Annotated in this window: 19 protein-coding genes and 2 tRNA genes; 7 read left to right on the top strand and 14 right to left on the bottom strand. The window is 71.6% G+C overall.

Going from position 1 to position 22,761, the window contains the following annotated elements:
* Positions 1-96 precede the first annotated feature (96 nt).
* Both tyrS and QDS12_RS15490 read right to left on the bottom strand, forming a co-directional pair.
* Entirely contained in the window at positions 97-1,368 is a 1,272-nt protein-coding gene (tyrS, locus tag QDS12_RS15495) for a tyrosine--tRNA ligase (protein ID WP_279880391.1), read from the bottom strand.
* Positions 1,369-1,439: 71 nt separating this feature from the next.
* Positions 1,440-1,628 (bottom strand): DUF3099 domain-containing protein, encoded by a 189-nt coding sequence (locus tag QDS12_RS15490; RefSeq protein ID WP_279880388.1) that lies wholly within the window; start codon positions 1,626-1,628, stop codon positions 1,440-1,442.
* A 119-nt stretch (positions 1,629-1,747) separates the two neighbouring features.
* Here QDS12_RS15490 and QDS12_RS15485 point away from each other — a divergent pair, with 119 nt between their 5' ends.
* Both QDS12_RS15485 and QDS12_RS15480 read left to right on the top strand, forming a co-directional pair.
* Positions 1,748-2,173 (top strand): hypothetical protein, encoded by a 426-nt coding sequence (locus QDS12_RS15485; RefSeq protein WP_279880386.1) that lies wholly within the window; start codon positions 1,748-1,750, stop codon positions 2,171-2,173.
* Positions 2,174-2,401: 228 nt separating this feature from the next.
* Positions 2,402-4,810 carry a LuxR C-terminal-related transcriptional regulator gene (locus QDS12_RS15480; RefSeq protein ID WP_279880384.1) on the top strand — a complete coding sequence of 803 codons (2,409 nt, stop codon included), beginning with the start codon at positions 2,402-2,404 and terminating at the stop codon, positions 4,808-4,810.
* A 1-nt stretch (position 4,811) separates the two neighbouring features.
* Here the strand turns inward: QDS12_RS15480 and QDS12_RS15475 are convergent, their stop codons facing one another.
* Positions 4,812-5,120, bottom strand: a complete 309-nt coding sequence (locus tag QDS12_RS15475) for an SHOCT domain-containing protein (protein ID WP_279880382.1) — start codon at positions 5,118-5,120, stop codon at positions 4,812-4,814.
* Between the two features lie 27 nt (positions 5,121-5,147).
* Positions 5,148-5,645, bottom strand: coding sequence for a DUF6325 family protein (locus QDS12_RS15470; RefSeq protein ID WP_279880380.1), 498 nt, complete (start codon positions 5,643-5,645; stop codon positions 5,148-5,150).
* Positions 5,646-5,937: 292 nt separating this feature from the next.
* Between QDS12_RS15470 and QDS12_RS15465 the strand changes: the two genes are divergently transcribed.
* The 4 genes from QDS12_RS15465 to QDS12_RS15450 are packed head-to-tail and all read left to right on the top strand — an operon-like array spanning position 5,938 to position 11,663.
* Positions 5,938-8,718, top strand: coding sequence for a cation-translocating P-type ATPase (locus tag QDS12_RS15465; protein ID WP_279880378.1), 2,781 nt, complete (start codon positions 5,938-5,940; stop codon positions 8,716-8,718).
* A 32-nt stretch (positions 8,719-8,750) separates the two neighbouring features.
* Complete coding sequence (locus QDS12_RS15460) at positions 8,751-9,239, top strand: DUF1269 domain-containing protein (protein ID WP_279880376.1); 489 nt, start codon at positions 8,751-8,753, stop codon at positions 9,237-9,239.
* A 1-nt stretch (position 9,240) separates the two neighbouring features.
* Positions 9,241-11,151 carry a glycoside hydrolase family 15 protein gene (locus QDS12_RS15455; RefSeq protein WP_279880374.1) on the top strand — a complete coding sequence of 637 codons (1,911 nt, stop codon included), beginning with the start codon at positions 9,241-9,243 and terminating at the stop codon, positions 11,149-11,151.
* Positions 11,148-11,663 carry a hypothetical protein gene (locus QDS12_RS15450; protein ID WP_279880372.1) on the top strand — a complete coding sequence of 172 codons (516 nt, stop codon included), beginning with the start codon at positions 11,148-11,150 and terminating at the stop codon, positions 11,661-11,663. The genes QDS12_RS15455 and QDS12_RS15450 overlap by 4 nt, the downstream gene beginning before the upstream one ends.
* A gap of 2 nt (positions 11,664-11,665) precedes the next feature.
* Here QDS12_RS15450 and QDS12_RS15445 read toward each other — a convergent pair whose 3' ends face one another.
* A complete protein-coding gene (locus QDS12_RS15445; protein ID WP_279880371.1) occupies positions 11,666-13,264 on the bottom strand; it encodes an MFS transporter in 1,599 nt (532 codons plus the stop codon).
* Positions 13,265-13,395: 131 nt separating this feature from the next.
* Between QDS12_RS15445 and QDS12_RS15440 the strand changes: the two genes are divergently transcribed.
* Positions 13,396-13,469, top strand: a tRNA-Ile gene (locus tag QDS12_RS15440).
* Positions 13,470-13,566: 97 nt separating this feature from the next.
* Here the strand turns inward: QDS12_RS15440 and QDS12_RS15435 are convergent.
* From QDS12_RS15435 to QDS12_RS15395, 9 genes are all read right to left on the bottom strand, one after another.
* Positions 13,567-13,639 (bottom strand) — tRNA-Asn (locus QDS12_RS15435).
* A 61-nt stretch (positions 13,640-13,700) separates the two neighbouring features.
* On the bottom strand, positions 13,701-14,174 hold the full coding sequence (locus QDS12_RS15430) for a hypothetical protein (protein WP_279880369.1): 474 nt from the start codon (positions 14,172-14,174) through the stop codon (positions 13,701-13,703).
* Complete coding sequence (dnaG, locus tag QDS12_RS15425; RefSeq protein ID WP_279880367.1) at positions 14,171-16,048, bottom strand: DNA primase; 1,878 nt, start codon at positions 16,046-16,048, stop codon at positions 14,171-14,173. Before dnaG ends, QDS12_RS15430 begins: the two co-directional genes overlap by 4 nt.
* 56 nt (positions 16,049-16,104) lie before the next feature.
* Complete coding sequence (locus QDS12_RS15420) at positions 16,105-17,019, bottom strand: 2-hydroxyacid dehydrogenase (RefSeq protein ID WP_279880363.1); 915 nt, start codon at positions 17,017-17,019, stop codon at positions 16,105-16,107.
* Complete coding sequence (locus tag QDS12_RS15415; RefSeq protein WP_279880361.1) at positions 17,012-18,253, bottom strand: deoxyguanosinetriphosphate triphosphohydrolase; 1,242 nt, start codon at positions 18,251-18,253, stop codon at positions 17,012-17,014. Before QDS12_RS15415 ends, QDS12_RS15420 begins: the two co-directional genes overlap by 8 nt.
* 68 nt (positions 18,254-18,321) lie before the next feature.
* Positions 18,322-19,239 carry a mucin-2 protein gene (locus tag QDS12_RS15410; RefSeq protein ID WP_279880359.1) on the bottom strand — a complete coding sequence of 306 codons (918 nt, stop codon included), beginning with the start codon at positions 19,237-19,239 and terminating at the stop codon, positions 18,322-18,324.
* Positions 19,240-19,403: 164 nt separating this feature from the next.
* Positions 19,404-20,543 (bottom strand): tRNA dihydrouridine synthase DusB, encoded by a 1,140-nt coding sequence (dusB, locus tag QDS12_RS15405; protein ID WP_279880357.1) that lies wholly within the window; start codon positions 20,541-20,543, stop codon positions 19,404-19,406.
* A 40-nt stretch (positions 20,544-20,583) separates the two neighbouring features.
* Entirely contained in the window at positions 20,584-21,243 is a 660-nt protein-coding gene (locus QDS12_RS15400; RefSeq protein ID WP_279880355.1) for a hypothetical protein, read from the bottom strand.
* A gap of 1 nt (position 21,244) precedes the next feature.
* Positions 21,245-22,642 (bottom strand): glycine--tRNA ligase, encoded by a 1,398-nt coding sequence (locus QDS12_RS15395; protein WP_279880354.1) that lies wholly within the window; start codon positions 22,640-22,642, stop codon positions 21,245-21,247.
* Between the last annotated feature and the right edge of the window lie 119 nt (positions 22,643-22,761).

Below are 22,761 nucleotides of genomic sequence, written 5' to 3'. Positions count from 1 at the left end.
GAGAACACTAGACGACCCCACCCCACCACACAAATCCACAACCCACCCCACACATAACCCCAGGTCAGGGCCCAGTTCCAGGGGTGTATCCGCGGCTCAGACGAGCTCGACGCCGGCGAACCGCTTCTTCCCACGGCGTACGACGAGCCAGCGCCCGCCGATCAGGTCGTCGCTCGCCACGACGGCCTCGGGGTCCTCCACGCGGGTGTTGTTGAGGTAGGCGCCGCCCTCGCCGATGGCACGGCGGGCGTCATTACGGCTGCTCGCCAGGCCCGCGGCGATGAGCAGGTCGACGACCGTCGGCATCCCGTCGGCGGCCGGCACCGTGACCGCCCCGGCCTCCCGCAGGGCGGCCGCGAGCGTCGTGGCGCTGAGGGTCGCGAGGTCTCCCCCGCCGAAGAGCGCGGCCGCTGCCGCCTTCGCCTGCTCGGTCTCCTCTGCCCCGTGGACGAGGGTGGTGACGTGGTCGGCGAGCGCCTTCTGCCCGGCGCGCAGGAACGGCTTCTCGCGCGTCTGCTCCTCGAGGGCCTCGATCTCCTCGTGCGTCAGGAACGTGAAGACGCGCAGCAGCTCGCCGACCTTCTCGTCCTCGACGTTGAGCCAGAACTGGTGGAAGGCGTACGGCGACATCATCTCGGGGTCGAGCCAGAGGGCTCCGCCCTCGGTCTTCCCGTACTTGGTGCCGTCGGCCTTCGTCACCAGCGGCGTGGCGAAGGCGTGCGCCGTGCCGCCGTCCGCACGGCGGATGAGCTCGACGCCGCCGGTGAGGTTGCCCCACTGGTCCGAGCCTCCGAACTGCAGAGTGACGCCGTGGTCCCGGTAGAGGCTGAGGAAGTCCATCGACTGCAACAGGACGTAGGAGAACTCGGTGTAGCTGATCCCCGACTCCAGGCGCCGCTTCACGGTCTCGCGGGCCAGCATCCGGTTGACCGGGAAGTGCTTGCCGATGTCGCGCAGGAAGTCGACGACGGAGAGCGGCGCGGTCCAGTCGTAGTTGTTGACCATCGTCGCCGCGTTCTCGCCCTCGAACGAGAGGAACGGCTCGATCTGCCGGCGCACGCGCTCGACCCAGTCCTTGACCGTGTCGAGCGAGTTGAGGGTGCGCTCCCCCGAGTCGCGCGGGTCGCCGATCATGCCGGTCGCGCCACCGACGAGTGCGTACGGCGTGTGGCCCGCGCGCTGCAGGCGCATCGCGGTGACGATCTGGAGCAAGTTGCCCATGTGCAGGCTCGGCGCCGTCGGGTCGAAGCCGACGTAGAACCGGACGCTGCCGCCGGCGAGCGCTTCGGCGAGCGCGTCGCGGTCGGTGGAGTGCGCGATGAGGCCGCGCCACTCGAGGTCGTCCAGCAGGGTCGGGTCGATGGGCACGACAGGCCTTCCAGTCACAGGTTTTTCGCATCGGTGCGCGCCCCAGCCTAGTGAGTCCGGCGAGGCGGCACTCAGCCGCCGCCGGACGAGCCGAGATTGCCGACGATCACGGCGATCGGTGGCAGGACGGCCGCGATCAGACTCATGACGACCGCCGCGGTGAGCGACCAGAGCCGCACCACCGACCACGCGAGCACGAAGAGGGCGAGGCACAGGCCCATCAGGGCGAGATAGGTGCGTCGTCGCGCGCGCTCGCGCATGAGCTCCCGGTACCCACCGGCGTTCCGGTCCTCCGAATCACCGGTAACGGGTGGTGCGGCGACACGTGCGGCCGACGACCGTGGGGCGGAGTACCGACACCAACAGCAAGGAGATCGCCATGACGGCTCACACGTCGCCGGCGGCTTATGACGGTTCGACCGCGCCCACGTTCGCCTACGGGCTGACCCTCTTCGCCGGGATCACGCTCGCCACGGTCTCGGTCTTCCAGATCCTGAACGGCATCGCCGCGCTCGCCAAGGACACGATCTTCGTACGCGGCATCAACTACGCCTACGAGATCGACCTGACGACGTGGGGCTGGGTCCACCTGGTTCTGGGGCTGATCGCACTCGGGACCGGCGTCGGCCTCGTGATGGCCCAGGGCTGGGCCTACGTGGTGGGCATCATCATCGCGGTCATCAGCGCGGTGGCGAACTTCGCCTTCATCCCCCAATATCCGCTCTGGTCCATCATCATCATCACGTTCAACGGGTTCGTGATCTGGGCGCTGTGCGCCACGATGTCCAGCGATCGACGGGCGTAGCCGCGGCCGGGGAAGCCGAGCCGGGCCATGTCTCCGCCTCCGGACCGAGTCTCGCCGACGATCCATCGCGGGCGGCCCGGTCCCCGGTCAGTCGGAGCGAAGTTCCGACCGTCGAGTCCCCCGCGCCACTTCGTACGACGCCCGCGACTCATCACCCTTCTCGACAAGCTCGCGGACTACCCGGTGGTGGCCGTCGCGGCGCCTGCCGGCACGGGGAAGACCGCACTCGTGGCGGACTGGCTGTCGATCTCGGGACGCCGTAGTGCGTGGCTGACCCTCGATGCGGCGGACCGGGACGCCACCGAGCTGCGGTCCTCCCTGGCGACGGCGCTGGAGCTGGCGGCCGCCGAGACGAGCGCCGACGCGAGCGCCGTCACGACGCTGGTGATCGACGATGTCGACCGACTGGCCGACGACGAGGTCGCCTGCACCGTTCTCGACACCTTCGTCGCGCAGCGGCCGTCCTGGCTGCACCTGGTGCTCCTGAGCCGCCGCCGACCGCCCCTGCGCGTCGGGCGGCTGCGCGCGAGCGGCGACTTCGCCGACGTCGACTTCGGCGCGCTCCGCTTCTCCGAGGAGGAGGCCGCGCTGCTACTGGCTCGGCTCTGCTCCGACCTCCGACCCGACGACCTCGCGGGGGCCGTGGCGCGCGCGGACGGCTGGGCGGCCGCTCTCCAGCTGTCGGCGCTCGCGATCCTGTCGCGTCGCTTCACCGCGGCCTCGCCCCCGGCCGTCGCGCCGGTTCCGGACGGCGACAAGGACGGAACCCCTGTGCCGTCCGAACGGCTCGTCGAGGAGTACGTCTGGGAGGAGGTCCTCGAGTCGGAGCGGCCCGAGCTCGTCGGGCTGCTGCTCTCCGCGTCGGTCGTGGGTCGGATCAACTACGGCCTCGCCGAGGCCCTGACCGAACGGCCCGACGCCGGCGACCTGCTCGAGGAGGCGGAGGCCGCAGGCCTCTTCCTGACCGCCCTGCCGGACGGGTGGTTCGAGGTGCACAGCCTCGTGCGCGACCTGCTCATCGCGCGGCTGTGGCGCCGCTGGCCGGACGGGCTCCTCAAGCAGCACGCCCGGGCGGCGCAGTGGTTCGAGACCCGCGGGGACGAGCTGGCAGCACTCGACCACTGGCTCGCGGCGGAACGCGCGAGCGATGCCCTGCGCGTCCTCTCGGAGGTGTCGTTGCCACTCGTCGACGCCGGCAACGGGGCTCGAGCCGTCGACGCCCTCGACCACATCGCGGCCGACACCGCCTCTCGCGACCCGGTCGACGCCGTCCGCTTCGCCTGGTGCCAGCTGCCGGCCGGCCCGAACGCGCTCCAGGACGCCTTGACGACCGCCGAGTCGACCGCCGGCTCGCTCCCGGAGCCGGAGCCGTCGCGACTGAGGACGCTGCGCGCCGCCACGAGCTGGCTGCGCGCCGACTGGCACCACGCCGTCGCGGAGGCTCGGCGCGCGCTGGACGCATCCGGCGGGATGGCGGGTGCGGACCCGATCGACAGGTTCTGCTGGCGGATGATCGCCTGCGGCATCGCCGTCGACGAGCGTTGGAACGACCGGCTGCCGGTCATCGGCCAGGCGCGGGCCGCCAGCCTCGCGGAAGCCAGCGGGCGCTGGGTCCTCGAGGGCAGTCGGGCGGTCGGTCTGGCGCTGGCCGGGCATCCTCTCGACGCGGCACGCGTCGCCGACGGCCTCCGCGGAAGGGCCGACACGTACGAAGCCGTTCGGACCCGGCTCGCGCTGGCCGACGCCCTCGTCGCGCGGGAGCTGGACCAGCGGGCGGACGCGCGCACCGCGCTCGAGGCGCTGGCCGGCACGTCGACGTACCCGGACCCGGTCCTGCAGCTGGTCGCGCAGGTCGAGCTCGTGCGGCTCCGGATGAGCTCCGGCGACCTGAGCGCCGCCGCCCGCCAGCTGGACGAGGCCGATCGCCTGCACGCACGGCTCGCCTCCGCGACGGGCGATGCGTCATCGCTCGGGTCGTCCGACGCCGGTCCGAGCGACCTGATCGCCCGCGCGGGCGTCGAGCTGGCCCTCGCGACCGACGTGCCCGCGACGGCGCTGGACTGGTCGGAGCGCGTCTCCGACCCGTTCTGGAGCCCTGTCTGCAGGGCCAGGATCGATCTCGCCCTCGGCCGGCACGCCGAGGCCGAGCAGGCCGTACGACGGGCACGGACCCGTTGCGTCCGGCACCAGGTGGTCGCCGGACTGCTGCTGGGGCAGGCGCTCGCTCCCCGGGACCGGACCGCGGCAGCACAGGAGGTCGCCCGGACGCTCGCCCTGGCCGCCCGCCACGCGATGCTGCGAACGGTCGCGTCGGAGGGCGCGCCGCTCATGGAGCTGATCGAGCTGGCCGCGTGGCGCGTGCCGGAGCCGTGGATGGATCGGCTGCGGCACGCGCTGGTCCCCACGTGGACGGGTCACGACGCCGAGCGTCCGATCGACGACCTGACCGACCGCGAGCGCGACGTGCTGCGCCTGCTGCCGAGCAGGCTAACCCTCAGCGAGATCGCCGCCGAGCTCTACGTCTCCCAGAACACGCTGAAGTTCCACCTGCGCGCGATCTACCGCAAGCTCGGCGTGGAGTCCCGGTCGCAGGCCGTGGACTCCGCGCGTCGCATGCGGCTGCTTCCGCGCGGGTAGGTCAGCCCAACAGGCGTGCCTTCTGGGCTGCGAACTCCTCGTCGCTGAGGACGCCCGAGTCCCGCAACCGGCCGAGCTTCTCGAGCTGGGCGATCAGGTCGTCGGTGTCCGGGGCGCTCGCGGGCGGCGGCGAGTACTGCTGAGGTGGCGCGTACTGCTCCTGTGGTGCGGAGTACGCCTGCTGCTGCTGGGCCGCGTAGGCGTCCTGTGCCGCCCAGCGCCCGGCCTGGCGCCGGGACACCCTGTTCGACACCGCCGTCGCAGTGCCCGCGACGACGGCCGTCCGCGCCATTCCGCCGATGAGTCCCATCGATCTCCTCCTCGTTCCGGTCGGGGATCAGTCCTGCTGCCCCGACTCCTCCAGCTCGTCCAACATCGCGATCACGTCGTCCGCGGGGACCCGCCCGCTGGCGATGACCTCGGCGCCTGCTCGCCGCATCGCGGCCACGAACGGGCCGGCCCAGGTGTTCTCGTAGAGCAGCACGCCGACCGCGTTCCCCGGCTCGACCAGCCCGGCACTCGCGTTGACGTCCTCGTCGTCGAGCAACCCGGACCGGACGCCAGCGAACACGGACAGGTCCAGGACGCCGTCGCCGTCGAGGTCGGTGAGCTCGACGGCGGTCACCGTGCCGTCGGCGTCGACCTTCGCCACGCGCAGGTCGAGGATGCGGATCACCCCGCGGTCGACGAGGTCAAGGAGCGCAGCGAGACCGTCGCCGGTCAGTCGCGCCCCCGGGAACTCGATGGCGAGGTAGTCGATCGGTCCGACGACGTAGTCGTCGCCGGTCTGCTCGGTCGCCGCGGTCTGCGCGGACTTCTCGATCTGCTCGGTCATCGTCTGTTCCCTCCGACGCTCGGCCACGAATCAACGACGAGCCGACCGTCGCACCGACGCGCCCGCGCCGCACCACCCCGGGACGGGTGGGCGCGAGCAGATCGCCGGTCGAGGACCCGATCGCGCCCGCCGACCACCGCTCCGACGTCGTACGTCGGCCGGGTGCTGTCGGCCGCCCGGTCGGGTCACCCACCCCCTCGCGGGTGGCGATGTCCCACCCGCTCCGGCAGACGATGCAGAGGAGTCCGGCGTGCCGGACCCGATCGGGTGCCGCCCGAGGAGGGAGCCGCTGATGTCCACGCCCAACACCGACCTGCGCTCGCGGCCAGGGAAGGACGCCGACCCGGTCGGCTCGGACGCCGCCGCCGTCGCACTCGCCCTCGACGTGGACCCGGCGCAGGGACTCTCGACGGGAGAGGCACAGAAGCGGCTGGCCTCCTTCGGCCCCAACCGGCTCACCGAGGGGGCGCACGAGCCCGGCTGGCGCGCCTTCCTGCGTCAGTACGAGGACTTCATGCAGATCATCCTCGTCGCCGCTGCCGTCGTGAACCAGATCGTGACCGGGGACACCGGGACGACCGTGGTGCTGGCCGGCCTCACCGTCCTCAACGCCGTGATCGGCGTGCGCCAGGAGGCCAAGGCCGAGGAGAGCGTCAAGGCGCTGGCCCAGATGATGCGCACGGTGGCCCGCGTCCGGCGCGACGGGCAGGCGGTCGAGATCGACGCCGAGGACCTGGTGCCGGGCGACGTCGTGCTCGTCGAGGCCGGCAACCGGGTCCCGGCCGACGCCCGGGTCTGCGTCGCCGCGAGCCTCGAGATCGAGGAGGCCGCGCTCACCGGCGAGAGCCTGCCCGTGGGGAAGTCGACCGAGCCGGTGCCCGGCGACGAGGTGCCGCTCGGAGACCGCACCTGCATGGCCTACATGAACACCTCGGTCACCCGTGGGCGCGGCGAGCTGATCGTGACGGCGACGGGGATGAAGACCGAGATCGGTCACATCGCCGACATGCTCTCCCACACCGAGAGCAGCAAGACGCCGCTGCAGAAGCAGCTCGACGCGCTCTCGCGCATCATCGCCTCGATCGCCGGACTGGCCCTGGTCCTGGTCGTGCTGCTCGGGCTGGCCCGCGGGCAGTCGTTCGACGACCTCTTCATCACCGGCGTCGCCCTCGCGGTCGCCGCGATCCCGACCGGCCTGCCCGCGGTCGTCACCGCGCTGCTGTCGATGGGCACCCGCGAGATCGCGCGCCGCAACGCCATCGTCAAGCGACTCCCGGCAGTGGAGACCCTCGGCTCGACCTCGGCCATCTGCTCGGACAAGACCGGCACGCTCACCCTCAACAAGATGACGGCGCGTCAGCTGGTCATCCCCGGCCAGAACCGGTTCACCGTGTCCGGCGAGGGCTACAGCACCGTCGGCGACATCCACCACGTGGGTGGCGAGCGGCACGACCTCGACCCCTACCTGCTCCCGATGGTGCTCTGCGCCGACGCCGTGCTCGACGGCGAGGGCCTCATCGGGGACCCGACCGAGGGCGCCCTCATCGTGCTCGGCGCCAAGGGCGGCCTGGACATCGCCGAGACGCGGGCGGCGCTGCCCCGGGTCGGCGAGGTGCCGTTCGACTCCGACTACAAGTTCATGGCGACGTTCCACGAGATGACCGGCGAGCACGGCGAGCCCGTCGTGCGCTGCTACGTGAAGGGGGCACCGGACGTCCTCATCGCTCGTGCGATCGACATCCGCAACCCCGACGGCACCCGGGCGCCCATCACCGACGCCAACCGCCACCTGGCCCTGGACGCCAACGACCGCATCGCCAACGCCGGGGAGCGCGTGATGGTGGTCGCGCAGCGCGACCTGGATCCCGCCACGTGGGCCGCTGGGAGCACGCAGCCGTTCGACCTCGTGCAGGACCTGACGCTGCTGGCGATGGTCGGCATCGTCGACCCCCCGCGCGCCGAGGCCAGGGACGCGATCGCGGAGTGCCGCAAGGCGGGCATCCGGGTCCGCATGATCACCGGCGACCACGCCACGACTGCCGCCGCGATCGCCACGGAGCTGGGCATCGAGGGCCGGGCGGTGACCGGTGCCGAGTTCGCCGCCATGCCCGACGAGCAGCTGCGCGACGCGATCGACGACATCGGCGTCATCGCCCGGGTGGCACCCGAGGACAAGGTCCGGCTGGTCCGCACCCTGCAGGAGAAGGGCAACGTCGTCGCCATGACCGGTGACGGCGTCAACGACGCGCCGGCCCTGAAGTCGGCCGACATCGGCGTCGCGATGGGCATCACCGGCACCGAGGTCTCCAAGGAGGCCGCCGTCATGATCCTGACCGACGACAACTTCGCGACCATCGTCGGGGCCGTGTCCTACGGCCGCACCCTCTACGACAACCTGCTGAAGTACCTGCGCTTCCAGATGTCGACACTGGTGGCCTACATCGCGATCTTCATCGGCGCGGGCGTCCTCGGGATCGCCGACGGCGCACCGCTCGGGCCGCTGCAGATCCTCTGGCTCAACATGGTCGTCGACGTGCCCCTGGCGATCGCCCTCGGGTTCGACGAGTCCGCTCACGGTCTGATGGCGCGGGCGCCGCGCCCGGTCGGAGCACCGGTGCTCACGGCAGCGAACTGGGTCAGGCTGTGCATCCAGGGTGCGGTGATGACGATCGGCGCCCTGGTCGCCTACCAGATCGGCCACTCCCAGGACGGCGCCGTCGTCGCCGCCACCATGCTGCTCACCTGCCTGTCTCTGTTCCACCTGGCGGCGGCGCTGCTCTCCCGCGACCAGGTGAACACCATCTTCGACCGCGACGCCATCCCGGCCGTCACCCAGCTGCGCCGCTACGGCGTGGCGGTGGTCGCGATCATCGCCGTCACCGCGCTCGGCTTCCTGCAGCGGATCTTCGACACGACCGGCCTGACCTTCGCCCAGTGGTGCATCTGCGTCGGGCTGGCCGCCTCCCTCGTCGTGGTCGAGGAGGCCATCAAGCTCGTGCTCCGGCGACGTGGCGCGTCAGGTCCGGCCGCGCCGCAGGTGGAGCTCGTCCCGACCGCACCCACCCCCGCCTGAGCCGGCGTACCCCGTGAGGAAGGAAGACAACGATGACCACCTTCACCGTGTGGAAGTTCGAGGACGCGACCGAGGCGCAACGCGCGGTCAAGGTCCTCAAGAGCGCGTCCGCTGACGGGCTCGTCCGGGTCGTCGACCACGCGGTCATCACCTGGCCGGAGGGCGAGGAGAAGGCGCACGTCGACCACTCGTACGACGACCCCAAGCGCGGCGCCGCCTGGGGAACGGTCTGGGGCGTCCTCACGGGTGCCCTCTTCACGGTCCCCATCGCGGGTGCCGTCGTCGGTGCCTCCCTCGGGGTGATGAGCAAGATGACCGACGGCACCGGCATCACGCCGAAGGACATCGACCGGCTGCGCGACGAGGTCACGCCGGGCACGTCGGCGCTGTTCCTGGTTACCGAGGGCGCCCAGCTGGACCGGCTCGGCGAGCGCTTCCACTTCGGCGACAAGAAGCTCATCCACACCAACCTCACCGAGGCCGAGCGAGACACCCTCCTCGAGACCTTCGGCGGCTCCTGACGTGTCCGCCCCCACCGACGACTACCCGCTCATCGCCGAGCACGGGCTGATCGGCGACCTGCAGACGTGCGCCCTCGTGACGACCGACGGCGACGTCGACTGGTTCTGCTCACCACGTTTCGACTCGCCGAGCATCTTCGGTGGCCTCCTCGACCGACACCGGGGCGGTCACTTCCGCATCGGGCCGACGGCCGAGCAGTTCACCCGCAAGCAGCTCTACATCCCCGGCACGGCGATCCTGGTCACCCGTTTCCTCACCGAGGCGGGCGTCGGCGAGGTGGTCGACTTCATGCCGGTCGCGCGCGAGACCGTGGCGACCGACGCCCACCGGCTGGTGCGGATCATCCGCTGTGTCCGCGGCGAGATGACCTTCGCCATCGAGATCGCCCCTCGGTTCGACTACGGGCGCGAGCCGCATCGGCTGCACCTGAACGACGACGGTGCGGTCTTCGAGGGCTCGACGACGACGGTCGCTGTCAGCATCGTGCGCGAGCCCGACGACGAGCGGGTCGCGCGGGCCGAGCCGGCCGGGGACGACGTACGCGGCGAGGTGACGCTCACCGCGGGCCAGAGCCGAGGCGTGGTCCTCGAGACCGGCCGTGACGCGCGGCCACGGGTCCTGCGGCCGTCGTCGGTGTGGGCGTTGTATGCCGAGACGATGTCGTTCTGGAAGTCGTGGATCGGCCGGTCCACCTATCGCGGTCGCTGGCGCGAGATGGTCGACCGCTCGGCGATCACGCTCAAGCTCATGACCTACGCCCCCACCGGCGGCATCGTGGCGGCGCCCACGGCCGCGCTGCCGGAGCAGCTCGGCGGCGAGCGCAACTGGGACTACCGGTACACCTGGGTGCGCGACGCGTCGTTCTCGGTCTACTCCCTGCTGAGCCTCGGCTTCACCGACGAGGCCGCTGCGCTGGGCCGGTGGCTCCGCGCCCGCGCCGAGGAGCAGGCCGGCGGCGCGAGCGGGCCGCTCAACATCATGTACCGCGTCGACGGCAGCTCCGACCTCGACGAGACGGTCCTCGCCCACTGGGAGGGCTACCGCGGCTCCGCGCCGGTGCGGATCGGCAACGGCGCGGCCGGCCAGCTGCAGCTCGACATCTACGGCGAGGCGATCGACAGCCTCTACCAGGGTGAGCGACGCGGCCTGCAGATGGGGTACGACGGCTGGCGCGGGATGCGCGACCTGCTCGACTGGCTCACCGACAACTGGGACCAGCCGGAGGAGGGCATCTGGGAGACCCGCGGCGGCCGCAAGGACTTCACCTACGGCCGCCTCATGAGCTGGGTCGCCCTCGACCGCGGCATCCGCCTGGCGTGGCAACGCGGCCACCCCGCGCCGGTCGACAGCTGGCGCGCGGCTCGGGACGCGATCTACGAGCAGGTGATGACCAGGGGCTGGAGCGAGAAGCGAAAGGCGTTCGTGCAGCACTACGACAGCGACGTCCTCGACTCGTCGCTGCTGCGAATGCCGACGGTCGGCTTCGTCTCACCCACCGACCCCCGGTGGCTCTCGACGCTGCGGGCGATGGACGGTGAGCTGGTGACGGACAGCCTGGTCTACCGCTACGACCCCGCCGCCTCCCCCGACGGCCTGGCCGGCTCCGAGGGCACGTTCTCGCTGTGCAGCTTCGCGTACGTCAACGCGCTGGCCACCTCGGGAATGGTCGAGAAGGCGCAGATGGCCTTCGAGAAGATGCTGACCTACGACAACCACCTCGGTCTCTACGCGGAGGAGATCGGGCTGACCGGCGAGCAGCTCGGCAACTTCCCGCAGGCGTTCACCCATCTCTCCCCGATCGACGCCGCCGTCATCCTCGACCGCCGGCTGGAGGCGAGGTCCGACGGCGTGCCCGCGAGCACGGCAGGCCCCGAGCCGTTCGGCACGGTGCCGTCGCCCCTGGGCGGATGACGCTCCGCGACGGGTCGGACACGGCGCATCGGCGCCGCGACCTGCTCGGCCTGGTCGTCGGCGGCGAGGGCGCGATCACGGGCACCGTCGTGTGCGCCGCCGCCATCGCGTACGGCGCGGGGCACGTGAAGTCGACCGGCGAGCTCAGCCTCGCGATCCTGGGCACGGTCGCGGTGTACTGGCTCGCCCACCTGCATGCCGTCACCCTCGGCAGCTCGCTGACCCACCGCCACCACCCGATCGCCGCGTTCCGGCACGCGCTCGTCGTCACCGCGCCGATCTTCGGGGCGTCCATCGTGCCGCTGCTCGTGCTGCTGGTCTCCCGCCTCGCGGGCGCCGAGCTGCGCACCTCCGCCTGGATCGCCCTCATCGCGACCATAGGGCTGCTGACCCTCTACAGCTATCTGGCCGGCGCCCGAGGCGGACTCGACACCGGCGGTCGGATCGCCAGTGCATGCGCCGGTGCCGCCATCGGGATCCTCGTCGCGCTGCTGAAGGTCGCCCTGCACTGACCTCAGCCGCCCAGCAACCCCTCGACGTCGGAGGAGGCCTCGAGGTCGGGCAGCCGCACCATGCGGAAGGACAGCACCAACCCGACCAGCGCGCTGATGATGGGCACGGCGAGCCCGATCTGGAGCGCGAGCGGCCGTACGTCGGTGTTGATGCGGACGATCTCGTCCCGGATCTCTGGTGGCTGGCCGGCGAGCTGCTCGGTCAGTCGGGTGTTGCTCATGACCTGGGCGTCGTCCTCGAGCGCCCGGGCGACCTGGTCCTGGGCCTGCGCCGGCAATACGTCGCTGGCATTGGCCTGGGCGGTGAAGGCGGCCGACATCGCGGCGAGCATGACCGCACCGGCGAAGGCGAGTCCGAACGACAGCCCGAACGAGCCGGCGGCCGAGTTGACCGCGGACGCCTCGCTGACCCGCTCCTCGGAGATCGGGGCCAGGGTGAAGTTGTTGAGCTGGGAGACCAGGAGTCCCAGCCCGGCGCCGGTGATGACCAGCGGGACGGCGAGCGCCCACCCGGTGTCGCCGCGCGGCACGACCAGGACGACGGCGACCAGGCCGAGCGCGAGGAGGAGGAAGCCGATCCTGATGATGCCGCTCGGGCGCCGGTGGGCGGCGCGCTTCCCGGCCAGCGCGGACATCGCGAACATGCTCAGCGACAGCGGCGCCAGGGAGAGGCCCGCCTCCAGGGCGTTGTACTCGAGCACCATCTGGAAGTAGATGGGTAGCGTGATCATGGCGCCGCCGAGCGCGATCTGCTGCAGCAGCTGACCCGAGATCCCGGACCGGAAGTGCCGCGAGCGGAACAGGCCGGGGTCCACGAGCGTGGTGTGACCGCTCCGGCTGCGCCGCACCAGCCAGTAGACGAGCGAGCCGAGGCCGATGACGCCGACGGCCAGGAGCGCGCCGACCGCCGCCCCGCCCTCCTGCCACACCAGCACACCGAGCACGAGCCCGCCCATGCCGAGCACCGACAGGACGGCGCCGACGACGTCGACGCGACGCGGTCCGGTGTAGGGGACGTCCTTGATCATGCCGGTGCCGCCCAGCACGACGGCGATGATGGCCGCCTCGCCCAGGAAGCCGACCCGCCAGGACAGCGTCGTGGTGAGCAGGCCGCCGATCAGCGGCCCGATGGCGGCGGCGATCGCGGCGGAGGCGCCCACCAGCGCGTAGACCCGCTTCTGCGCCGCCCCGGAGAAGTTGCCGTGGATCAGCGACTGCATCCCCGGAAGGAGCAGTGAGGCGCCGATGCCGCCGATGATCGCCCAGAACACGATGATCGCCCGCAGGTCCTGGGCCAGCGTCATGGCGATCGCGCCGACGCCGTAGCCGCACAACCCGAGGATGTAGGCGCGCTTGCGGCCGATGAGGTCGGCCACCTTCCCGCCGATGAGGATGAACGAGGCCGAGACCAGCGCTTCGAGCGCGATCGCCGACTGCACGCCGCTCACGGTCGCGTCGAGGTCCTGGACCACCGCCGAGATCGACACGTTCATGAGCGAGGTGTCCACGACGAGCACGAACATCGCCATCGAGAGCAGCACCGCCAACCGGCGGTTGAAGCCTTCCGTGGGGACCAGCCCGTCAGTGGCCACTTCGGACATCCGCGCCTCCGCTCCCTGCGGCCCACGTTCCTACGGGCCCACCGTACGAACGCAGAGCCGCCCCGGCACCACCCGCCGCCGGGTGGCTCGTGCGGACGGCCCACCTGATGGCCGGTAAGGTCACCGCCCGAGGGGCGGTAGCTCAGTCGGTCAGAGCAGAGGACTCATAATCCTTGGGTCGTGGGTTCGAGCCCCACCCGCCCTACTCGGTGCGTGCGCCCACTCGGCCGCTCACCACGGCGTGCGGCGCGGCGGTTCACGCACGAAGGGCCGCCGACCAGACGGTCAGCGGCCCTTGGTTGCTCCCCCGGTTGGACTCGAACCAACAACCCTGCGATTAACAGTCGCATGCTCTGCCAGTTGAGCTACAGGGGATCGCTTGGCAGCGGGCGAAACATTAGCAAGGGCCGGTCGGCGCGGTGAAATCGGGAGTCGCTCAGGCGTCACCGAGGTCGTCCTGGGCCGCCGACAGCGCCGATCCGACCAGGGCGATCACGCCGGCGTCGTCGGGATCGGCCAGGTCGTCGTACTCGACGAACCAGGTCACCGCACGATCGCCGCCGGCCGCGCGGCGGGCCACGATCCGGGCTGTCCCGAGCGGCAGCGGGACGACGCGCTGCAGGACGACGCTCGCAGTGACGCGCTCGCGGACGAGCTGGAGCAGCCGGACGGGGCTGTCGACCGGCAGCCGGTGCACCGCCGCGGACGGCCCGGTCTCGGTGACGGTGAGGATCCCGGAGTCCTGGTCCCAGGAAGCCGCCTCCACCTGCTCCCACGGGACGCGGTGACCGGCGACGTAGAGCGCCTCGCGGGTTCCGGCGACCACCTCCCCGCCACCGGTCAGCGGAGCGCTGGCGAGCACCCGCTCCCCGGCCGCGACGGGCACCGGGTCCTTGCGGAAGATCCTCACGACACCACGATCCGGTCGCGCAGTGCGCGCCGCTGCCGCTCGAGCCGGTCGAGCTCACCGAAGGCCGCGAGGTAGCCCTCGGCGTCGCCGGCCGGGTCGCTGCGCTGCAGTCGGCTGTGCGCGTCGGCGATCTGGCGCGCGATGGTCGCCTCGCGCAGCCGGACCACGTGCTCGAGGACGTACGCCGACGACGCCTCCTTCGCCCGGATCGGCTCGACGGCCAGGGCGCTGACGACCTGCCCCAGCCGGGGGTCCGTCACCCCTGACCGGACCCGCGAGACCCACTGCTGGTCGCCGGCGCCCTCGACCGGTCCGCCGGCCGCGGCGACCAGCTCCCAGACGGCGCGGTAGACGGGGTGGGTGAAGTCGGCAGGGCCGACCTCGGCGGTGCTGCGCCCGATCGCGACCGGGTGCTGCAGGACGAGCTTGAGGGTCTCGCGCTCCACGCGGAACCGCGGGTCGTCGAGGTCGGGCACGCGTGGCGCGGGCGCGGCCGGCCGCTCGTCGGGAGCCGCCTGTCGCGGGGCAGGCGCGGTCTGCGTCCGTCCAGCGCCGCGGCTCTGCGCGCGTCGTACCTCGGCGCGGGCCTCGTCGATGTCGACGCCCACCATCCCGGCGAGGTCGCGGGCGAACCCGTCCGCCTTGGAGCGGTCGCGCACCGACGACACCAGCGCCGCGCCCTCGCGAAGCGCGTCGATCCTGCCGTCGGCACGGTCCAGGTCGTACTTGCCCACGACGTTGCGCAACACGAACTCGTAGAGCGGGCGACGACCGTCGACCAGGGCCTGCACCGCCTCCTCACCATCCTTCAAGCGCAGGTCGCACGGGTCGAGCCCGTCGGGCGCCACCGCGACGTAGGTCGGTGAGTGGAAGTCGTCGTCGGCCGCGAACACCTTGATGGCCGCCGCCTGGCCGGCGGCGTCGCCGTCGAAGGTGAAGATGATCTCTCCGGTCGAACCCTTGAAGTCGCCCATCAACCGCCGCAGCACCTTGCCGTGGTCGCTGGTGAAGGCGGTGCCACACGTCGCCACGGCCGTGGTCACGCCGGAGAGGTAGCAGGCCATGACGTCGGTGTAGCCCTCGACCACGACGGCCCGCTGCGTGGCCTGCAGCCCCTTGCGGGCGAGGTCGATGCCGTAGAGCACCTGGTTCTTCTTGTAGATCGGCGTCTCGGAGGTGTTGATGTACTTCCCCGCGATCCGGTCCTGCTCGAAGAGCTTGCGGGCACCGAAGCCGATCACGTCGCCGTTGGACTCACGGATCGGCCAGGTCACACGTCCCTCGAAGCGGGACGACCCCCAGGTGCCGATGATCCCGGCCACTTTCAGCTCCTCCTCCGAGAAGCCGCGGGCCCGCAGGTGTTGGGCGAGCAGACGTCCGTTGGTCGGGGCGAAGCCGACGCCGAACTGCTGCGCCGCGGCCTGGTCGAACCCCTTCTCGGCCAGGAACTGCCGCGCGGGCAGCGCGTCCGGCGTCACGAGCTGCTCCGCGAAGAACTCCTGAGCCACCTTGTGCGCCTCGACCAGCTTGCCGCGGCCGGGGCCGCGGCGCTCCTGAGGCACGTCGCCGTCGTCGCGCTGCAGCTGGACGCCGACCTTGTCGGCGAGCCGCTCGATCGTCTCGGCGAACCCGAGGCCGTCGATCTTCTGGACGAAGGCGATGACGTCGCCGCCCTCCTGGCAGCCGAAGCAGTGGAAGAAGCCGCGCGAGGGGTTCACGTTGAAGCTGGGCGTCTTCTCGTCGTGGAAGGGGCAGAGGCCCTTGAGCGAGCCACCTCCCGCGTTGCGCAAGGTGACGTACTCCCCCACGATGTCCTCGATCTTGGCCTTCTCACGCACCTCCGCGATGCTCTTCTCGAGGATGCGTCCGGCCACGGGGCGATCCTACGGTGAGGAGGTACGCCGCCGGGCGAGTCCTCCCCAGCCGGGGCTCAGTAGTCGCCGCTCATCACGTTGACGAGCGGCTCCCCCGCGGCGTACCGCTCGAGCTGCTGCCTGACCAGGCGGCGGGCGCGCGGCCACATCGCGCTGCTCGCTCCGCCGACGTGCGGGCTGATCAGGACGTTGGGTGCCGACCACAAGGCGTGGTCGGCCGGCAGCGGCTCGGGATCGGTGACGTCGAGCGCGGCGCGGAGCCGGCCGGTCCGCAGCGCGGCGACGAGGTCGTCGGTGACGACCACCGCTCCGCGGGCGACGTTGACGAGCAGGGCACCGTCCCTCATCCGGCCGAGGAACGCGGCGTCGACGAGACCACGGGTCTCGTCGGTGAGCGGCACGATGAGGACGACCACGTCGGCGGTGGGCAGCAGCTCGGGCAGGTCGTCGATGGCGTGCACGCCGTCGCGGGCGCGACGCGCGACCGGCACGACCTCGCACTCGAACGCACGCAGCCGCGCCTCGATGGCCGATCCCACGGACCCGTACCCGACGAGCAGGACGCGCTTGTCCGCGAGCGAGTCCTCGAAGCCGGCCCGCCACTCCCGGGCGTCCTGCTGGCGCACGAAGCGCGGCAGTCCGCGCAGGCTCGCCAGGACCAGCGCCAGGGCCAGCTCGGCGGTGGAGGTGTCGTGGATGCCGCGACCGTTGCACAGCGTGACCCCGTCGGGCACCTTGCCGCGGACGTTGTCGACGCCTGCCGACAGCGTCTGGATCACCCGGAGCGAGCGCATGTGCGGCAGCGCGTCGGCGATCCGCGGCCCCATGTCGTAGGGCGGCACGTAGAACTCGACGTCGCCGACGCTCTCCGGCAGGTGGCGCGTCGGGTCGACGACCTCGTAGCGGAGGCCGCCCGGCACCGTGCCGAGCTCCGCCGGGTCGAAGGGCAGCCACACGAGGGGCTCAGGCACCGCTCACTCCTGTCAGTCGTGCGTGCCACGCCACCGCCGTCACGTCGGTGAGCGAGGCGACCTGGTCGATGACCACCCGGAGGCGCGCGGCGTCGTCGGCGGCCTCCCGCCAGTCGTCGGCGAAGGGTCGGTCGAGGGCGTCGGGCCCCCGGTTCGCGATCACGGCGACCAGCTCGGCCAGCAGCTCCCGCTGCCGCTCCTGGAGCCGCCGACGGTCGTCGGACCGCATGACGTAGTGGACCGCGATCGCCTTGAGCACGGCGATCTCGCGGCGGGTCTGGTCGGGCACGACCAGGTCGGCGCGGTAGCGGGCGAACGGTCCCGGTGCGCCGGAGGCATCCTGGACGGCGCCGCAGAACCGGCCGATCAGGTCGCTCGTCAGGTTCTTGAGCGCGGCGAGGCTCCGCCTGCTGCCGTCGTAGGACGACGCGGGCCAGCCGCCGACGTCCCGCAGGGCGAGGAGGGTGGCGGCGAGGTCGTCGTCGGACGCATCGGGGAGGTACCAGTCGCGGACGATCTCCCCCACCGGCCCGACGTCGAGCCGGGTCAGGTCGATGCGGCCGGCGACGATCCCGTCCTCGACGTCGTGCACCGAGTAGGCGACGTCGTCGGCCAGGTCCATGATCTGCGCCTCGATGCACTGGCGCTGCCCCGTCTCGGGCGACCGGAGCCAGGTGAAGACGGGCAGGTCGTCGTCGTAGACGCCGAACTTGGGCCCGGGCCGGTCTCCGCGACGCCAGGGGTACTTCGTGCAGGCGTCGAGGGTGGCGCGGGTGAGGTTGAGGCCGACCGACCGGCCCGCGGCATCGAACGTCTTCGCCTCGAGCCGGGTCAGGAGTCGCAGCGTCTGGGCGTTGCCCTCGAAGCCGCCACAGTCAGCCGCCAGCCGGGCGAGGACCTCCTCGCCGTTGTGGCCGAAGGGTGGGTGCCCCAGGTCGTGGGCGAGCGCCGCGGTCTCCGCGATGTCGGGCTGGCTGCCGAGCGCCCGCGACAGGTCGCGGGCGACCTGGGCCACCTCGAGGCTGTGCGTCAGCCGGTTGCGGACGAAGTCGTCGGACTGGGGCCCGACCACCTGCGTCTTCGCCGCGAGCCGCCGCGACGACGCCGCGTGGACGACCCGGGCCCGGTCGCGCTCGAAGGCGGTCCGCTCCGGCGCATCCACGCGCTTCGGCGGCTCGGCGACGAGCCGCTCACGATCGGCGTCGTCGTAGAGGCCGTCGTACAGGCTGTCCACACGGGAACCCTAGCGAGCACGCGGGGCGGCACCGATCCGGTCCCGCCCCGCGTACGACGCCACAGGACTCAGTTGGTCCCGATGTGGACGTGGTCCATGTGGTTGGCCGTGGCCGAGCCGTGGTCGCCGTAGTCACGCCAGCCCTCGGAGGAACGGACCGGCGTCCAGATGCGGTCGTACCAGATGAGGTCGTAGAGATCGAGCTCCGCGGCGTGGGCCTGGGCCCAGTCCGCGATCTGGTCGCCGAGCTCCTTGTTGCCGTAGACCATCACGTCGATCGCGTTGCCGGTGTCGTGCTCGGTGCGCGCCGCCCAGCCGCCGTACTCGGTCACCTGCGGGAAGGCGTGGCACACGGACCGGTAGACCTTGATGGTCTGCGGCTTGAGCCCGTCCTCGACGCTCATGTCCGGGCACGGCTGGTCGGAGAGGCCGGCCGGCTGGGGCTGGGGCTTCTCCTCGGCGAGGTAGCCCTGGGTGACCCAGCGGGCCACGCCGTCGACGAGGATCTCGACGCGGCCGGACTCCTCGCGGCCGGTGTCGAGCACCTTCTTGCCTGCGTCGAGCACGCCGGCCTGCTTCGCGTCGGCGCCGGGCTGCAGCCACAGGTTGAGCGCGGTGGTGGTCCAGCGCGGCTTGCCGGTGGTCGGCGGCGGGGTCGGCGTCGGTGTCGGTGCCGGCGTACGGCGAGGCTGCGATCGCGACACCGTGACGCGCTTGACGACCGGTGCCGGCGACGGCGGTGCCGTGGTGGTCGGCGCCGCCCTCGGCGCGACCTTGCTGATGTCCGCGGCGGCCACCGGCTTCGAGCCACTGCCGGCGAAGGAGACGCCGGCGGTGACGACGGCGGCGGTCGCGACGACGGCCACCGGTGCTGCCACGAGAACTGCTCGGGATGGCCGGATGGCCAGGCTGCTGATGTTGCTGATGCGTTGCTTCAATCCGAAGCTGCGGGCATCGGTGTCCCGCTTGTGGCGTGCGTCTGCCACAGCGCTGATCCTTTGCTTCGACTACAGAGACAGCGGCTCGCCCGGTCCCCACGACAGGCGAAACGCGGCCCCACTGAAACACACCAGCGCGAGCCGCCCCGCATCGGCGACCCTAGACGACGAGGTGTCCCCCGTCACCCCAGGCAGTGAAATTCGGGGGAGGATCAACCGCCGGAGACGGTGTCCTCGGCGATGACGCAGCCGACGCCGTCGGTGTCGTCGAGCCAGCCCTCGGGGAGCACGACCTTCTCGCGCGGCGAGCCCTGCCGGCCCCGGGGAGCCCCCAGCTCGGAGGCCGGGAACGGCTCGTCCGGGTCGAGGTCGGCGAGCAGCACGTCGATGTCGGCGAGCGTCTTCACGAGGCCGAGGTCGCGCCGCATGGCGCCGCCGGCGGAGAAGCCCTTGAGGTACCACGTGACATGCTTGCGGAACTCCTTGCAGCCCCGCTCCTCGCCCATGTGCTGGCAGAGCAGCTCGGCGTGGCGCCGCATCATCGCCGCCACCTCGCCGAGGGTCGGCAGGGGCGGGGTCTCGACGGGCTCGGCCCGCGAGGCGGCCGCGAACGCGGCGGCCAGGTCGCGGAACAGCCACGGTCGGCCGAGGCAGCCGCGGCCGACGACGACGCCGTCGACGCCGGTCTGCTCGACCATCCGGAGCGCGTCCGCCGCCTCCCAGATGTCACCGTTGCCCAGCACCGGGATGCTCGTGACGCTCGCCTTGAGCTCGCCGATCGCGTCCCAGTCGGCAACGCCCGAGTAGGCCTGCGAGACGGTCCGGCCGTGCAGCGCGACGGCGGCGGCCCCGCTCTCCTCCGCGATCCGGCCGGCGTCGAGGAAGGTCAGGTGGTCGGCGTCGATGCCCTTGCGGGTCTTCATGGTGACGGGCACGCCGTAGGACTCGGCCGCGGCCACCGCATGGCGCAGGATCTCGCCGAGCAGGTTCCGCTTCCACGGCAGCGCGCCCCCGCCGCCCTTGCGGGTGACCTTCGGGACCGGGCAGCCGAAGTTGAGGTCGATGTGCGCGACGCCGTACTCGGCGCAGAGGATCTCGGTGGCCTTGCCGACGTAGACCGGGTCGGTGCCGTAGAGCTGGACCGACCGCACGGTCTCGAGCTCGTCGAAGACCAGCATGTCCTTGGTGTGCTGGTCGCCCTCGACCAGGCCGCGCGACGTGATCATCTCGCAGACGTAGAGGCCCGCACCCTGCTCGGCGCACAGGCGTCGGTACGCCGCGTTGGTGATGCCCGCCATCGGCGCGAGCACCACCGGCGTGGCGATCTCGAGGTTGCCGAGCCGAAGGGTCATGCCCCCATTGTCCGGCGCGGCCCGCCGACGGACCGAATCGTCAGGGGTGCTTCGTGGCCCGCGGCGCCGCAGCCGTCGCGACGGCGCCCTTCCACACGATCGGGTCGAAGTCCTGGGTCGGGCGGAACGCGGCGCCGACCAGCGCGCCCTTGTCCGGGACGAGGTAGACCAGGCACACCGACGCGTGGGCCCCGGTGGCGAACGGCGTCGGCAGGGCGCTCGGATGGCAGGGCTTGAACGTCTCCTTGAAGACCGCCGCCTCGACGAGCGCGTCGGCGGCGCTCTCCCCGTAGAGCGGGACGGGGACGCCGCCGAGCCCGGTGGGACCGACGTTCGTCACCCGCGCGTGCACGAAGTAGGGCGCGTAGGTCTTCATGGTGGCGTCGACCCGCCAGTCCTGGAAGCTCTGCTTGAACGTCGTCCGCTCGACCTTGTCGACGCTGATCCGCACCGTGCCGACCACGCCCTGCCGCGGGTGCCACGTGATCGTCGCGGGGGCGCCGAGGGCCAGCTCGCTGCCGGGGTCCGTGAGCACCGTCCCGGTGGGCGCACCGGTCGGGTATGCCGTCGTCGGCGACGCCGTCGGCGTGTCCCGCTTCGCCGCCGGCTCGTCCGAGCCGCCGGAGCAGCCCGACAGGGCGGAGGCGGCGAGCAGCGCGGACGCCCCCAGCGCCCACGCCGATCCCCCACGGCGCGTCACGTCAGCAGCCCGGCAACCGTTCGGCGAGGTAGGCCGTCACGCGGTCGAGCGAGACGCGCTCCTGCGCCATCGTGTCGCGCTCGCGGATGGTGACCGCCTGGTCCTCGAGGGTGTCGAAGTCGACGGTGACGCAGAACGGCGTACCGATCTCGTCCTGGCGGCGGTAGCGCCGGCCGATCGCACCGGCGTCGTCGAAGTCGACGTTCCAGCTCCGGCGCAGCTCCTGGGCCAGGTCCTTCGCCTTCGGGGACAGCTGCTCGTTGCGGCTCAGCGGCAGGACCGCCGCCTTCACCGGCGCGAGCCGCGGGTCGAGCTTGAGGACGACCCGCTTGTCGACGCCGCCCTTGGTGTTGGGCGCCTCGTCCTCGGTGTAGGCGTCGACCAGGAACGTCATCAGGCTGCGCGACAGGCCCGCTGCGGGCTCGATGACGTACGGCGTGTAGCGCTCGTTGGCCGCTTGGTCGAAGTAGCTCAGATCGGTGCCGGAGTGCTTCGAGTGGGTGGTCAGGTCGAAGTCGGTCCGGTTGGCGATGCCCTCGAGCTCGCCCCACTCGGAGCCCGGGAAGTTGAAGCGGTACTCGATGTCGACGGTGCGCGTGGAGTAGTGCGAGAGCTTCTCGGGCAGGTGCTCGTAGAGGCGCAGGTTGTCGGGGTCGATGCCCAGGTCGACGTACCAGTCGCGGCGGGTGTCGATCCAGTACTGGTGCCACTCCTTGTCCTCGCCGGGCTTGACGAAGAACTCCATCTCCATCTGCTCGAACTCGCGGGTGCGGAAGATGAAGTTGCCCGGCGTGATCTCGTTGCGGAACGACTTGCCGATCTGGGCGATGCCGAACGGAGGCTTCATCCGCTGGCTGGTCAGCACGTTGTTGAAGTTGATGAAGATGCCCTGGGCGGTCTCGGGGCGCAGGTAGTGCAGCCCGGACTCGTCCTCGACGACGCCGAGGTAGGTCTTGAGGAGGCCGGAGAAGTTGCGCGGCTCGGTCCACTGGCCGCGGGTGCCGCAGTTGCTGCAGGCGATGTCCGTCAGCGGGACGTCGTCAGGGTTCGGGATGCCCTTCTTCTCCGCGTACGCCTCCTGCAGGTGGTCGGCGCGGAACCGGTGGTGGCAGCTCAGGCACTCCACCAGCGGGTCGCTGAACGTCGCGACGTGGCCGGAGGCCTCCCAGGTCTGGCGCGGCAGGATGACGCTGGAGTCGAGGCCGACGACGTCGTCGCGGCTGGTCACCATCGAGCGCCACCACTGGCGCTTGATGTTCTCCTTGAGCTCGACGCCCAGCGGGCCGTAGTCCCAGGCGCTCCGGGTGCCTCCGTAGATCTCGCCGCACGGGTAGACGAAGCCCCGGCGCTTGGCGAGGGAGACGACGTTGTCGACGGTCGATGCGGGCGGCTTTGCCACGGAGGTCCTGCTTCCTTGGTACGGCGACTCGGTGAGCGATCAGCCTATCGACTGCGCCGTCCCGACACCGCGCCCGGCTGCTCGCCCCGGCGACGGATTGACAACGATTCTCAATGCGA

This window comes from Nocardioides sp. CER19, assembly GCF_029846275.1.
GTDB lineage: Bacteria > Actinomycetota > Actinomycetes > Propionibacteriales > Nocardioidaceae > Nocardioides.
The sequence above is the reverse complement of the archived record's forward strand: the minus strand, read 5'-3'. Positions and strand labels throughout refer to the sequence as shown.